This window comes from Ureibacillus massiliensis 4400831 = CIP 108448 = CCUG 49529 (assembly GCF_000772965.1).
Classification (GTDB): Bacteria; Bacillota; Bacilli; order Bacillales_A; family Planococcaceae; genus Ureibacillus; species Ureibacillus massiliensis.
This window is the reverse complement of sequence record NZ_JPVQ01000021.1, coordinates 1-14,711: the sequence shown is the minus strand read 5'-3', so window position 1 is coordinate 14,711 and position 14,711 is coordinate 1. Positions and strand designations below refer to the sequence as shown.

Here is a 14,711-nt window from a genome sequence, read left to right as displayed (position 1 = left end):
TTACAATATATTAACAATTTCTCTTGCAATTCTCAATATTCTCTCATTATACTTAAAAAGTAATAGTTTTATATTTTGATTAATGGAGGGAACTTTATTGAATAAGAAAGTATTTACTGCAACATTAGCCACTTCAGTAATTGTTGGTTCTAGTTTTGCTTTAGCTCCTGCTAGTGCAAGTACTATATCATTCACTGATGTAAAAGAAGACTATTCTCACTACACTGCAATTACAGAACTAGCAAAAGCTGGTGTAATTAACGGGTATGCTGATGGAACTTTTAAACCTGCAAATGAGATTACAAGAGGACAAGTAGCAGCCATTTTAGCAAACATTTTAGAATTAGATGTTGAAAATGTTGAAAATCCAGAATTCACTGACGTTCCTACAACTCATAATTACTACGGAGCAATTGCTGCATTAAAACAAGCTGGTTTTATTAATGGTTATGCCGATAATACATTTAAACCAGGTGAAGCACTTACACGTGGAGAAATGGCATCAATTCTTACGAAAGCATTCAATTTACAATCTTTAAATGAAGATACGCTTCCATTTAATGACATTGCAGATGAAGATGAAGCTTATGTTAAGGCACTATATGATAATGGTGTAACAGTTGGTACTACTGCAAATACATTTTCTCCAAATCAAAATGTAACAAGAGGTCAATTTTCTACATTTATTTACAAAGCTACAAATGTAGATTCTACTGATGACAGTGCATTTAACTTAACAATTATGCATTCGAATGATACACATGCTCGTACAGATATGGCACCTAAACGTGCAACGGCTGTTAAAGAAGTACGCGCTGAAAATCCTGATGCGTTATTAATCGATGCTGGTGATGTATTTTCTGGAACTCTTTATTTCAATGAATTCCAAGGACAAGCTGATCTTGAGCTTATGAACTACATGGGCTACGACATAATGACATTTGGTAACCATGAATTCGACCTAGGTTCAAGTCCTGAAGGTCATCAGGCATTAGCAGATTTCGTAGAAGGAGCTAAATTCTCATTTGTTTCATCAAATATTAATTTCTCTCCAGATGCAAAGTTTAAAGGATTATTTAATGATTTAGTTTCAAGTGATCCTGAAAATGGAAAAATTTATAGTGGTCTAGTAAAAGAAATTAATGGTGAAAAAGTCGGCTTCTTTGGTTTAACAACTGCAGAAACGAAAGATATTTCTTCACCAGGTGCAATCGTATTTGAAGACTATCTAGAAGAGGCTGAAAAAGCAGTTAAAGCATTTGAAGATATGGGTGTGGATAAAATTGTTGCAGTTACACATATCGGATTTGATGATAGTGCTGAAGTCGATAACGATCAAATATTAGCAAAATCTGTAGATGGCATTGATGTAATCGTTGGTGGACATAGTCATACTCAATTAAGTGAACCAGTATTAGTGGACACTGACGAAAACGGTGCAGAAAAAGAACCTACAATTATTGTACAAGCCTATCAATATAGTGATTATTTAGGAACATTAGATGTTTCTTTCGATGAAAATGGTGTAGTAGTAGATTTTGAAGGTCAACTGATTGGATTAGGTGAAGTTGCTGATGATGAAGGCGCTCTAGAAATCTTAAAACCTTATCAAGATCAAATTACTGCAGTAGAACAAGAAGAAATTGGTGTAACTCTAGAAGCACCACTAGAAACTCCTCGTGTTTCTGATGAAGGAAATACAGAGCAACTAAGTGTACGTAAAAATGAAACAATCCTTGGTAATTTAATAACTGATGGAATGTTAGCGAAAGCTAAAAATTATACTGATAAGCAAGTAATAATGGCCTTCCAAAATGGTGGGGGAATCCGCGCTGCAATTAACGAAGGACCGATCACTGTTGCTGAGGTAATTACAGTTTTACCATTTGGTAATACATTAGCACTAATGGACGTTACAGGAGCTGAATTAAAAGCAGCGTTTGAAGCAAGTGTTGCTAATTATCCTGATGAAAATGGTGGCTTCTTACACGTAGCTGGAGCAAAAGTGGAATTCGACTCTTCAAAACCAGCAGGTGAACGTATTATTAGTATTCAATATGATGATGGTACTGGAAACTACGTTGAGCTTGAAGACAACAAAACATATACTGTAGCTACTAACGCATTTACAGCTAAAGGTGGAGATGGCTTCGATATGTTTGCAGTTGCTTATAATGAAGGTAGAGTGACAGACCTAGGTTTATCTGACTGGGAGAACCTCGTAGAGCATTTAAAATCATTAGAGGCAATTCCATCTGAAGTAGAAGGTAGAATAGTAGACGTATCTTCAAAATAATAAGAGTGTGTGACTCAATTCATGGAACAATCCAAATTGAGTCACACTTTTTTTGAAAATTTATATTATGTTTAAGTAGCTTGGTATTCGGGGTATAGTATTGAAACGATATTATTTACAGGTTTATACTTAAAAAGTAATAAATGTATCATATTTTTTAAAAAAAATGTCATAATATCTTTATTTAAAAAACAAAACAGTTTATTGTAAAATATAATGGAAATAATTTGTTATTGTATTGAATATATAATAATATAGATTCTCTAACTTTTTGTAAAGGTTGGGTAATAATGAAGAAAAGATATAGCATATTTGCTAAGTTCCGAGATGGAAGGTATTTTATTTTAAATTTTGATAGCAATAAAGTTATTGAATGCCTATCAAAAGTTCCGCCGCCGCAGGGTTTACTTGCTCTAGCAGATTGGCCAATCGATAAGCACACGGAAATTGAATTTTTTGTTGAATTAATTAATAGTAATGTTGTTTATTATCATTTAAAGGATCATTTAACAAATGTTAAAGAAACAGTAATACTCGATAAAAAGGAATTAGATTATTAAAAAACGTGCAATCATAAATCAGATTGCACGTTTTTGTTACCATTCAATATTTGCGATTATTCCTTCATCATCATGGAGATCTAACAGAATTCTAGCTCCCATCGCATCACGATGCAATTGTTCGTCAATGTATAATCGAAGGGCAGCAATGAAGTTTGATGTGTTGTAATGATCAATTTGACCGTTTACTTCTGCTTCTGCAGAAAACCCAGTTTCATCATCATACATCAGTTCTATTTGGACGTTATTAGGATCTACATTTCTAAATTTCCCATGAAAAATACAAAGGGCATTCACAATTTCTTGTTCACTTAAAGTTATTTTTTCCAACCTTCAGTTACCTCTTTATCCTTTTTACGAGTAATCATTTGATAAATTTTTACACAAAGGGCAATAATTACTACAATGGCAATAGCATTAATAGCAAAGCCTAATAGATTTCCAATTAAGCCCATATCTGAAAATAGACTACCGAATAATAATCCTGCCAAACCACCTACAAATAAACCTCTCATTAGGCCACCAGTTGTAAAACCGCCACCTTTATTCGTTGTATTTGTATTATTTTTGTTTACAGTGGAAGAGTTTGTGTTTGTGTCTTTACTTTGAATGTTTGAATTATTATTCCCAGGTGTACTAGAAAATCCTTTTTTACCAGATTTGTAAGATTTCGCTTCAGCTACATGATCATCTCCAAGTAAAAGAACTGAACCAACACTTGAAAATACTAAAGTAAAAGCAAGAAAAATAGCTGAAAGAACCGATAATTTTTTCATTAATATCCTCCATATCATTTGATAAACTTAGTTGTAAGCTATATTTATTATAACAAAAAAACCTATGATAAAAAAATAAATACTCTAAAAATCATAGATTTACATATTATTTATTTGAACATTTTTATTATGGTGTGAATAACAGAAATCATTCAAAGAAGAATCGACTATTATTTACATCTTTTATGAATTGTTCATTTTTATACCATTATGTTTCAAAGTATGTTAGTCTTTGTTATGACCTCTACATAAGAAACAACCAATATCGAATAGAAAGAGGGTCATCACAAATGACACAGAACTCAAAAACACAATATAATGGCATGATTTTATTAACAGGCTATCTTCAACGTCTATTTGTTGCAGAAACAATTTATCGACGATTAGAAGAACCCTATGATCCAAATCGGTTTGAACAGATTAAAACTTTATTAGATGATGCATATAAAATTATGCCAATATTTGAACAAACTAAAACCCTTAGCCCGGATCAAAAGTCACAATTACAATACATTACTGAGCAAACAGAAAATCTAATGTCGACTTACTTTAAGCCATTACCTTTGACATTCAATCAAAAATTAGCAATTGTTGGTTCTTCCTTATACGCTGAACAACACGTAAATGCTGGGATTATACAATTAGGCGAAATTTTCAATATCGAAGTGAATCGTGATCATAAAATGCGGATTAAATTTTATGAACAACGTACAAAACTTGTTGATTATATTGTTTTTGTTTTACATCATCGTGAACAACCAGAAGAGCAAACAACAAAACAAATCGAACCGTGGTTTAATGATGTTATGAAAAATAAGGGATTAATATTAGATGATTTTAATCAAATTAAAGAAATGATTGGGTTTTAGTAAAGAAGCTGATGGATAATTCCATCAGCTTCTTTTTACTTCATTATTCATAAAACACTTTATCTACATTATATTTTGCTCGAAGCAAGTTAATGGCATAGGTTTCATAAATTTCACGTTCCATTGGATCTTCTACTTCATAAACTTCAATTTTGTATACTTCCTCACGATGATTTTTAATAGGAGAAACGTTATCCTCAAAGTGCTTTTTAATTCTTTGGCGTAGCTTACGTGCTTTTCCTACAAATAAAACTTCATTCTCCTTATTATAAAATAAGAAAAAACCGCCTTTTTCACGTGTAATCTTGTGAAGATCTATAAATCCATTGATTGGCGTTATTGGCACTTCACCTTCTTTTAGTTCTTGTTTTCTTTGGTATATCACTAGATCTGGTTTTGGTAATTCAATTTTTATCAATTTTTTCACTTCCTTTAACTTTTTATATTGTATTGATCACATAATATTTCAACATTGATTTTAAGCGAGGAACAGTCTTGATTCAAATATCATATGTTTTAAATAATAAAGAAAATTATACCATTCATTTGGGTAAACATCATAGCATTTAAATAAAATGTTATGATGAGTTAGCTATACATTAATATTTTACATTTTAAAGCAGAATTATATTGCTGTATAATTAAATCAGAGGTGAATAATATGTTCGTTAGTGAAAAAAAGATAGAAATCCGTTATGCTGAAACAGACCAAATGGGTGTTGTATATCATGCGAATTATTTAGTATGGATGGAAATAGGCCGTTCACAGTTAGTGACAGATTTAGGTTTTAATTATGCTGGCTTAGAAGAGCGAGGATACATATCACCAGTGTTAGACTTATCCATTCAATACAAAAAAGCGATGCGCTATGGACAAGTTGCTACGGTTCGTACATGGGTTGATTCCCATTCAAAATTAAAAACTACATACGGTTATGAAATATTGCACGAAGATGGTTCAATAGCTGCTACTGCCAAATCCATTCATACTTTAGTGAAAAAAGAGAATTTTAGACCTTATCCATTAAGTAAAATAGATTCGATATGGGATGAAAAATATTTAGAAATAGCTGTGAATAAGTAGTTCTGACTAGCGAATTGCTAGTCTTTTTCTTATTTCAGGATAGCTTAACTTCTACCACGAAGGAGAGATTCTTGTTATAATGACGTTTGTGATAAAAGTTAAGGAGGTGTGTTCATGGTACAAAAAATCGTAGAAATTGATTCAGTGAAATGTTTTATTGTTCTTACAAATACAGCACGTGAAGCAATTAAACAACATTTCACGGATGAACACGCCTTTTTCAAATTACAGCAATCCTTTTATGTGTACATAGAAAAACAGGCTATAGAGGAATCGTCTATTTCCTTATCAATATTTTTTGATAATAAACGGAATAATATACTTTCTAAAAAATTTAGCAATCGTGTTGTCATAATGGACTGCATTTTTGATATTAAAAATGGACTAGTAGCAAAAAGCTTCCGAACAAGAGGCCCAAGTACACCGGTTGAAACAAATCGCCGTAAACCAATACGAATTCACTTTGTTGCATCTCGTATCAATGGACATACATATCCGAAAGAGTTTATCCAATTACTTGCAGACCTTCCGGTGGCTCAAGAAAGATTCGATTATGTCAACAAGCGTATCACAAGCTGGGAAGGGTACTTGAAGGTTTTAAACAAAAATGCAGATATAGAAGATATTGATGCAACATTTAATTCGCTTCAAGTAAGCAACGATTTTTCAACAATCAATCTCCGTCTATCCAACATAGAAGATAAACAATGGGGGCAATTAAAAGGGCTTAGCGTCTATGTAAAAGGCTATAATCGAGAAATTGGGGAAGTAGTGAAGGTACAACGATCGAATCGGCAAGTCGAAATCCAACTTAGCCCTAAAATATCAAAGCTTCTTCAAAAAGATGAGTTTGATTTTACTTCAGAATTTATTACTTTTAGCAATGCATCTACAAAATCCCAACTAAATCGATTGTTAAAAGGGTTTGAAAGACTTAAAGAAGGCTTAGCAGCAAATGCCAATTTAGAAAATATTTTATTTGAAGATCAACTGAAAGTTATAGAACCAAAAAAAGACCTATCTATAGAATTTCATAACAACCTAAATGAATACCAAAGAGACGCGGTAGCTGGTGCAATCAGTGCAGAAGATCTATATGTGATCCAAGGGCCACCTGGAACTGGGAAAACAACGGTAATCTCTGAAATTTGCTATCAAAATTCAAAAGCGGGATTAAAAACATTGATTGCGTCCCAATCAAACCTGGCAGTTGACAATGCTTTAGGCCGTTTATTATCCAATAAAGATATACGGATTCTTCGCTATGGACGTACAGAAAGCATTGAAGAAGAAGGAAAAAAATTCATCGAAGAAAATGTTGCAGATTATTGGAAGGCTCAAACATTACAAGCCGTTACGAATGAGATATCACAACATAAAACGAAAGAAAATGAATTACAAGAAGAAATTAGCAAATGCGAAAATGAAATTGAACACTTAAAGGCTCAAGAAGAAACATTACATTTAGCAATAGAGAAGAAAAACAAGGCAAAAATAGAACTCGAAAAAATTACGGAAGAAATTTCATCGTTAAAAAAGAAAATCATCCCGCTGAAAAAGGAAAGGGAAAAAACTGAGCTTGCCCTTGAAAAATTATCAGAGACGAAAGATAAAATTACGACTAGAATTAATGAATTAAATGAACAACTAGCGCTCCTTGGGAAAGTTGATTCTATCGAAGGGCAAATAAAAGAAGCTCACACCCAAATTGAAAAGTACAAGCAACAAATTAATTATCAAAAACTTCAATTCCAATTAAATGAATATGAGCATGAATTAAATACAATTTCAATGAAGATAACCGATTTAGAACCATCTTCATCAAGTTTAATTGAAAAAGTAAATGAAGTTGAATCCATAAAGAAGCTATATGATATCGAACAATATATAGAAACTCACAAAATTCGAAGAGGCTATGTTTTAAATCAATTGTTCTCTGATATGGAAAAAATTCATCAACACCTTTTGAACTATCAATCGTTAAAGGATGTTTCGAATCGTTTTAATAAGGCGGTAGAATACTGTCAAAACACTCTTGGAATTCAATTTCAATTAGAAGCCGCTCCTATAAATCATCAATATTCATTACAAGAAATTAATGAATTTTTAACAGAGCTAAGCTATGCCTTTGCAAAAAAGAAAGTAAATCAAGAAAACGGCAATCGTTTGATGAAAGAATTATATGTAAGAAAGATTTCTTTAAACCATTTAACAGAAAAATATAATGCACTAATTGAAGAGTCTAAAATTGTCTTTACTAAAATTAAAGAAGAAGTAATCGATCAAATTACAGATCAAACAGGGAATAATCAATCACAATTAGCATCTCTGAAAGAAAGACAATCCAATTTCACACTGTTGTTAAATCGAACAAAAGAACAGCTTACACAATTCGAATTTAATGAAAGTGAAATAGAGTTAGAAACCGATCCTAATGCTGCTATACGTGAATTAGAAAGTAATATTGAACAGCTCAAAGACAATATGGAAAAAACAGCCCAAATCCAATCGAAGCTCGATTTAAAAAAAGAAGAAGAAGAGCAGGTTAATAGTCAAATTCAAACTGGTCAAAATGCATTAAATGAAATGATAGAAGAACTAAAACAATTAAATGCAACAGGCATCCAACTCGAAAAACAATTTGCAGAAGTTGAACAAATAACGAAACAAAATCCAGAAGCTGAATTAGAGAAAACACAAAAGAAATCGAATGAGCTAAAGAAGGAAATAGAAGTATTAAAGGAAAAAATCGGATTACTTCCAATTGCCGAGGTGCTACATAAAGAATGGAAATCGTTACTAGAGCACTCTACAGAGCATGACTTAGAAGAAATTCGCAAACTATATGTTAAGCATGCAAATGTTATTGGGACAACGTGCGTGGCCTCTGCGAATAAAGAATTTATGGACAACTATCCAATTTTCGATGTTGTCATTATTGATGAAGTATCGAAGGCAACGCCACCAGAATTACTACTCCCAATGTTAAAAGGAAAGAAAATAATATTAGTTGGGGACCATCATCAATTACCTCCATTGATTGGTGATGAAACATTTGAGGAAACGCTAGAAGAAGTCATTAAAGACAGCAATACCTTCGAGCAAAAAAGAGAGCTTGAAAAGTTACTAGAGGAGTCATTATTCGAAAGACTTTATAAAAACTTACCTCGAACAAATAAAAAAATGCTTGCCATCCAATATCGAATGCACGAAAATATCATGCAATCCATTGCACCGTTTTATGAAAATGAAAGTGATTCTTTGAAATGCGGGTTAACAAATTCCGATGAAATGCGGGACCATAAACTAGAAAGTCAATTCATCAAAAGAAATGACCATTTGTTATGGTTCGATGTTCCAAATGAACATGCATATTTTGAACAAAGAATGAAGGAAGGCTCCAGTTTATTTAATGAGGCAGAATTGAAAATCATTCATCGATTACTTACTGATTTAGATGATTCAGTAAAACTTGCAAAAGAGAATGGGTTAATTGAAAAAGAAGCGTTGAAATCAGTAGGTGTTATTAGTTTCTATGCTGAACAGGTTAGAAGAATTAATCGACTCATTGAAGAATGTAACTTACAACATATACACATACGTACTGGATCCGTCGATAAGTTCCAAGGCATGGAGATGGATGTAATTTTAGTAAGTATGGTTCGTAATAATGATAATAAGCATGGAGATATTGGCTTTGCGAAGGATTATCGTCGATTAAATGTTGCTCTATCACGTGCAAGAGAATTACTTATGTTAATAGGCAGTACAGACATGTTTACGGCTCGACCGAAAAAGAAAGAAACACAATGGATGTACCAAAATTTATTAAACACTGTAAAAAATCAGAACGGTTACCGTTACTACATTAACAATTAAGTACTTAACGCTTAGGAGTTCATATGCTATTACAATCATTACTCAAAAAATTAAAATCACAGCAATCCCATCAATTAATACACGCTGATGTTTGGTGTCTACCAATACACACAGTAAATGTAACCTACAAACCGGTCGTACGAAGACAAATGGATATTTTAATGAAAATGATATTAATATCCGTTCAAAAGGCACATTTCAAAAGCGCACAACAAATTAGCGATATTCTATTAGTGGAGCATTTATTTGTTCAAGATCTATTAACAAAAATGGAGAAAATGGGGCTCATCGAGAAAGTGGAGCAGATCTTCGATATTACTGAAAAAGGACAAGCTCAATTACAGAGTGGTGTCTATGAAGAAGATCAAGAGGTTGCTACAAAAGAACTATTGTATAGTCCGTCACATGAAGCATTTTTGCAAGGTGATATTGAAGAAGTATTAGAATATGAAGATTTTCCTGAAGAAATTTATCGTTATTATAAGCAACATGATGAAATTAACATTTCAGAGAACCTCATTATAGAAGAAATTCGCACTACAGAATTCGAAAATGACACGGATGAAACAAATTCTGAAGCAGTTCAAATTTCATCAGTAGAATCAACCGAATTTGACCAAATTAACGATGTACCATGTATTGAGCTCATTCTTTATGATGAAAAAAATGATCATGTTTATGCTCGTATATGGAATACATTGTTAGATCATTGGGATAAAAAAATAGAAAAGACTATTACTGAAAAAGAAGCGTCGGAATGGAAAAATAAAATATTAAATAAAAAATAAATCTCGAATATTGCAAATATTTATTTTCCATGTTACTATTATCTTAAATTTCATCAAATAATCTTATCGAGAGAAGCAGAGGGATATGGCCCAATGAAGCTTCAGCAACCTCTAATTTATTTTAGAAAGGTGCTAATTCCAGCAAGACGTATGTCTTGAGAGATAAGAGTGCGCAAATTCAAATCGTACCTCTCATTTCACTTGCTGGAATGGGAGGTTTTTTATTGTCATGGATTAGAAATAAGAAAATCCATCAATGAAAACTAAACGATGAAATTTGGCATTTTAAGAAATGGGGGAAACAAAATTGCCAATTAATATTCCTAAAAATTTACCAGCTGGAGAAGTTTTACGTCAAGAAAAGATCTTCATAATGGATGAAGATCGGGCAAAAACACAGGAGATTCGTCCATTAAATATTTTAGTGTTTAATCTAATGCCAGAAAAAGAGAAAACGGAATTACAGTTATTACGCTTGCTTGGTAACACACCATTACAAACAAATGTAACATTTTTAAACACTGCTACGTATGCTTCGAAAAATGTATCCAAATCTCACTTGCAATTATTTTATAAAACATTTGACGAGATTAAGCATCGCAGATTTGATGGAATGATTATCACTGGAGCTCCAGTAGAAAGAATGGAATTTAAAGAAGTAAATTATTGGGATGAGATTACAAGAGTAATGGATTGGGCAAAAGTAAATGTTACTTCCTGTATGTACATTTGTTGGGGGGCACAGGCTGCACTTTACCATCATTTTGGCATTGGCAAATTTGAATTACCAAAAAAATGTTCAGGTATCTATTCCCATGTGATTACGGATTTAACTGTTGATTTAGTAAGAGGCTTTAATGATGAATTTGTTGCACCACATTCTAGACATACAGATGTGTCTCTTGAAGAAGTGCGAAACCATCCAGAATTACGATTATTAAGTTATTCTGAAGATGCGGGTGCTTTTATCATTCAATCAAAAGATACAAAACATATTATGATTACTGGACATCTTGAGTATGACGCGCATACATTGGCAGATGAATATCAACGAGATGTTGAAAAAGGTGAGCCGGTTGAAGTACCAGTCAATTACTTCCCTCAGAACGATCCAACAAAAGAACCGAAAAACACGTGGAGAGCTCATTCACATTTACTATTCTATAACTGGCTGAACTACTACGTTTATCAAGAAACACCTTATGATTGGCATTATGCTGAAGACGCAATCGAATATCATATTTAAATATAAAAAACGGATGCTTCGATTTTACGAAACATCCGTTTTTTCATTACTCCGATTTTGTGTTCACTGGTTGTTCCTTATGTATTAGTAAATTAATCCCTTTTAAAATAAACAAAATACCAATCACATGAATGATGATGTTACCAACTGTACCTAAAGGATCATAGGTAAATCCAAAAAAGATAATCCCAACTAAAATTGAAAGAATTCCCGTTATTAATCTAAATTTCAAAAAACCACTTCCTCATCATTCGTCCTATTTAATCTATCATTATTATTTTATACTAACTATGACGAGTTTTACTATTGTAATTTAAAGAATTTTTAAAATATTGAATGAAATGAACGATTTACGTTGCTATAAAGTCTAATAAGTAAGGAGGGTAAAATATGCAGCATTTGGAGTTAAGCAAACAAGCAATAAGCGGTGATCATGCTTCCTTTCTACAAATATTAGAAGCAAATGAGGATATTTATTATCGTATAGCATATAGCTTCATGCGTAATGAACATGATGCTCTTGAAGCTATTCAAGAATTTACTTACAGAAGCTTCAAAAAGATACACACTGTACGTCAGCCACAATTTTTATCAACATGGTTAATTCGCATATTACTCAACGTTTGTCACGATATGAAGAAAAAGATAAATCGTATTGAACTAAAAGAAGATATCGAAATTGTTCAACAAGAGAATTTGAATTATTTGGAGTTAGCGGATGTCATCGCAAAATTACCAACAGAGCAGCAACATCTAATTTATCTGAAATATTATCGAGAATTAAAAAATGAAGAAATTGCAAGAGAATTCAATATTCCAGAAGGAACTGTCAAATCAAGATTACACGCTACACTTCGAAAGCTACGGTCATTATTTAGCGAGGAGGGACGTTAACATGAATGAAAAAGAATTTGAACAACTTAAAAAGGAATTTGAAAAAATAGATGTTCCAAAAGATAAAATTAGGAAAGCAAGGGAAGATGGGTATTCCAAGTTCAAAAAGAATATGAAACGAAACCGTACAATTCTTAAGCAACTAGCTGTTGTAGCGGTACTCGTATTAGCTTTCGTCACTTCTATTCGCATTTCACCAACATTCGCTCAAACAATTGCAAAAATTCCCGGTTTTGCTCCTTTAGTTGAATTAATTACGTATGATAAAGGTGTTAAAGACATTGTTGAAAATGAATATTATGAAGAACTAGGAATTATGCAAACAAAAAACGACTTAACTTTAACGATTCTTGGAACGATAGCAGATGAATCTGGAATGATTATTTTCTATCAATTAGAAGCTCCTTATGATATATCTAAGCTAGATACAAAGGAATTTGACCTTATTCAAAAAGATGGAAACTTAGAACTTGGAGCAAAAACATATAGTTGGCCTTCCATCGATCCAACAAACATCATTAAAGATAAATTGGAAGTAGTAGCCTATAAACCAATCGATTACACAAATTCAAATTTTGAAATTAAGCTGACATTTGCAGATGAGAAACAAACTACATTTAAAGTGCCATTTACTTTATCGAAGCCAATTCAAAAGTCTAAGCTTATAGAGCTAGATAAACAAGTTGAAATTGATGGCCAAAAAATAAATATTGAATCCATTAAAATATCACCTTTAAGAGCAGAAATTAAAATTGGAGCAGATTTAACGAATACGATGCAAATATTAAATATAAAACAATTTAAAATGTTGGATGAAAATGGAGAAGAATGGGGTAGAACCTCCAATGGATTAATTGCATTCGGTAATTTTAGAGATGAAACACATAGTATTTTTATACAAAGCAATTATTTCAGAGAACCAGAAAAGCTAACAATGATCTTTGATCAAATTGAAGTATTACCAAAAGGCGAAGACTATATTGAAGTAGATTTCCTTAAACAAAAGGTACTTAAAAACCCACTCGAAAAAGAGGTCGATGTGAAGGTTACTGGCTTTAATACATTAGATGTCACATATACAGATACTTCTGAAATAAAAAGCCAACTGTTCGGTAATGTCATTGATTCAAAAGGAAGTATCTTTTATAGTGATGGCCATTCATTTACTACTGATGAGCAGAAAATCGAAGCAACTTATTCATTCGACTTAAAAGATGCTGTCAATCCAGTGAAAATATATTTTAGCAGTTCTCCAAAATTATTAGACGGAAACGCACAAATCCAAATACCGTTAAAATAAAACTCTTTAAAACCCACGATTATAAGTGGGTTTTTTGTATTTCTATTGTATAAACGAACCTCTTTAAGAAAAAATATGATTGGAAGGGAGTTCGTATAGATGGATGAACAATTAAATTATGGTAATGATTATAAATTTATTCCGATGACCTCTATTTTAAGTGGCGTGGGGAAGGAAATTACCACAGATATTTATGTTTTAACGATTCAAGTCGTTAATGTTTGTTTTGTAGGAGACAAAAATGGCTGGACATTAGTTGATGCTGGTATGCCAAAATCAGCTAATACAATCATTCAAGAAGCTGAAAATCGCTTTGGACCAAATACAAAACCAAAAGCTATTGTTTTAACTCATGGGCATTTTGATCATGTCGGTGCTGTAATTGAGTTAATCAAACATTGGAATGTTCCTGTTTATGCACACGAACTAGAAATTCCATATCTAACGGGGCAAAAGAAATATCCAGAGGCAGACACATCTGTTGAAGGTGGACTTGTGGCAAGAATGTCCTTTTATTTTCCAAATGATCCGATACATCTCGGTTCTCATGTACAACCATTACCGAAGGATGGAACGATTCCAAATTTATCGGGATGGAAGTGGATACCTACACCCGGTCATTCACCAGGACATGTATCGTTGTTTAGAGATGAGGACCGCGCTTTAATCGTTGGAGATGCTTTCGTTACAGTAAAACAGGAATCATTATTTAAAGTTTTAGTCCAGGAGAAGGAAATTAGTGGTCCTCCACGATATTTCACAACTAATTGGAATCAAGCAAGAGAATCCGTTCAAAAGCTTTCCTATTTAAATCCAACTATTGCAGTAACTGGTCATGGAATTCCGATGACTGGAGAGGAACTAAAAGAAAGCTTGGCCAAACTTGCAAAAGAATTTGATGAAATAGCAAAGCCTAAATATGGGCGATATATTCATGAATACGATAATTAAGGTGTCTTCTAAAGGCACCTTTTTATTGTGTGCCAGGCATGGCAACTATCTAGGTGGTGAAAGTCCAC

Annotated in this window: 14 protein-coding genes and 1 riboswitch; of the genes, 10 read left to right on the top strand and 4 right to left on the bottom strand. The window is 32.7% G+C overall.

Annotated elements, in window-relative coordinates:
- The first annotated feature begins 97 nt into the window (after positions 1–97).
- Together CD30_RS11725 and CD30_RS11720 are read left to right on the top strand one after the other, a co-directional pair.
- On the top strand, positions 98–2,296 hold the full coding sequence (locus tag CD30_RS11725) for a 5'-nucleotidase C-terminal domain-containing protein (protein ID WP_408056770.1): 2,199 nt from the start codon (positions 98–100) through the stop codon (positions 2,294–2,296).
- A 290-nt stretch (positions 2,297–2,586) separates the two neighbouring features.
- Positions 2,587–2,856, top strand: a complete 270-nt coding sequence (locus CD30_RS11720) for a hypothetical protein (protein WP_036177116.1) — start codon at positions 2,587–2,589, stop codon at positions 2,854–2,856.
- Positions 2,857–2,892: 36 nt separating this feature from the next.
- On the opposite strand, the gene CD30_RS11715 is transcribed toward CD30_RS11720, so the two are convergent.
- Together CD30_RS11715 and CD30_RS11710 are read right to left on the bottom strand one after the other, a co-directional pair.
- Positions 2,893–3,186 (bottom strand): DUF2653 family protein, encoded by a 294-nt coding sequence (locus CD30_RS11715; RefSeq protein WP_036177114.1) that lies wholly within the window; start codon positions 3,184–3,186, stop codon positions 2,893–2,895.
- Entirely contained in the window at positions 3,174–3,632 is a 459-nt protein-coding gene (locus CD30_RS11710) for a hypothetical protein (RefSeq protein ID WP_036177111.1), read from the bottom strand. The genes CD30_RS11715 and CD30_RS11710 overlap by 13 nt, the downstream gene beginning before the upstream one ends.
- Positions 3,633–3,922: 290 nt before the next feature.
- Between CD30_RS11710 and CD30_RS11705 the strand changes: the two genes are divergently transcribed.
- Complete coding sequence (locus CD30_RS11705) at positions 3,923–4,501, top strand: hypothetical protein (RefSeq protein ID WP_036177109.1); 579 nt, start codon at positions 3,923–3,925, stop codon at positions 4,499–4,501.
- Between the two features lie 43 nt (positions 4,502–4,544).
- Here CD30_RS11705 and CD30_RS11700 read toward each other — a convergent pair whose 3' ends face one another.
- Complete coding sequence (locus CD30_RS11700; protein ID WP_036177107.1) at positions 4,545–4,919, bottom strand: nucleotide excision repair endonuclease; 375 nt, start codon at positions 4,917–4,919, stop codon at positions 4,545–4,547.
- Between the two features lie 243 nt (positions 4,920–5,162).
- Here CD30_RS11700 and CD30_RS11695 point away from each other — a divergent pair, with 243 nt between their 5' ends.
- The 4 genes from CD30_RS11695 to metA all read left to right on the top strand — a co-directional run bounded on the left by CD30_RS11695 (position 5,163) and on the right by metA (position 11,498).
- Positions 5,163–5,585, top strand: a complete 423-nt coding sequence (locus tag CD30_RS11695; RefSeq protein WP_036177104.1) for an acyl-CoA thioesterase — start codon at positions 5,163–5,165, stop codon at positions 5,583–5,585.
- 114 nt (positions 5,586–5,699) lie between these two features.
- Positions 5,700–9,464: an AAA domain-containing protein gene (locus CD30_RS11690; protein ID WP_036177102.1), complete on the top strand. Its 3,765-nt coding sequence runs from the start codon at positions 5,700–5,702 to the stop codon at positions 9,462–9,464.
- Positions 9,465–9,487: 23 nt separating this feature from the next.
- A complete protein-coding gene (locus CD30_RS11685) occupies positions 9,488–10,252 on the top strand; it encodes a hypothetical protein (protein WP_036177100.1) in 765 nt (254 codons plus the stop codon).
- Between the two features lie 60 nt (positions 10,253–10,312).
- Positions 10,313–10,421: riboswitch (SAM riboswitch) on the top strand.
- A 138-nt stretch (positions 10,422–10,559) separates the two neighbouring features.
- Positions 10,560–11,498 (top strand): homoserine O-acetyltransferase MetA, encoded by a 939-nt coding sequence (metA, locus tag CD30_RS11680; protein ID WP_036177097.1) that lies wholly within the window; start codon positions 10,560–10,562, stop codon positions 11,496–11,498.
- Between the two features lie 46 nt (positions 11,499–11,544).
- On the opposite strand, the gene CD30_RS11675 is transcribed toward metA, so the two are convergent.
- Entirely contained in the window at positions 11,545–11,730 is a 186-nt protein-coding gene (locus CD30_RS11675; RefSeq protein ID WP_036177095.1) for a hypothetical protein, read from the bottom strand.
- A gap of 158 nt (positions 11,731–11,888) precedes the next feature.
- Between CD30_RS11675 and CD30_RS11670 the strand changes: the two genes are divergently transcribed.
- The 3 genes from CD30_RS11670 to CD30_RS11660 all read left to right on the top strand — a co-directional run bounded on the left by CD30_RS11670 (position 11,889) and on the right by CD30_RS11660 (position 14,643).
- Positions 11,889–12,392 (top strand): sigma-70 family RNA polymerase sigma factor, encoded by a 504-nt coding sequence (locus tag CD30_RS11670; RefSeq protein WP_052126174.1) that lies wholly within the window; start codon positions 11,889–11,891, stop codon positions 12,390–12,392.
- 1 nt (position 12,393) lies between these two features.
- A complete protein-coding gene (locus tag CD30_RS11665; RefSeq protein WP_036177093.1) occupies positions 12,394–13,692 on the top strand; it encodes a DUF4179 domain-containing protein in 1,299 nt (432 codons plus the stop codon).
- Between the two features lie 99 nt (positions 13,693–13,791).
- Positions 13,792–14,643, top strand: a complete 852-nt coding sequence (locus CD30_RS11660; RefSeq protein ID WP_036177091.1) for an MBL fold metallo-hydrolase — start codon at positions 13,792–13,794, stop codon at positions 14,641–14,643.
- Positions 14,644–14,711 lie beyond the last annotated feature (68 nt).